The organism is Ulvibacter sp. 2210JD10-4, assembly GCF_058148525.1.
In genome coordinates this window covers 1-239 of record NZ_JBYVJZ010000089.1, presented here as the reverse complement: position 1 = coordinate 239, position 239 = coordinate 1, and the positions used below count along the sequence as shown (strand labels likewise).

Annotated in this window: 1 protein-coding gene; it reads left to right on the top strand. The window is 41.0% G+C overall.

From position 1 onward, the window contains the following. Positions 1–239: ribose-phosphate pyrophosphokinase-like domain-containing protein (locus ACY2RT_RS15590; RefSeq protein ID WP_490156829.1), on the top strand; the 239-nt coding region annotated here is incomplete at both ends.

Sequence of the window (239 nt, the reverse complement as noted above, 5' to 3'; positions counted from 1 at the left end):
CAACGCAAGCTCCAGAACCAAAAATTTTTGCCTGTAAACAAAGTCAAGCTCTTGCAGAAGATATCGCCAACGCATTTGGTATTTCCTTAGGAAATGTGATCACCTCAAATTATAGTGATGGTGAGTTTCAACCTTCTTTTGAAGAGTCGGTTCGTGGAAGACGTGTTTTTATACTCGGTTCTACTTTTCCCAACAGTGACCATCTCATGGAAATGTTGTTAATGCTGGACGCAGCCAAA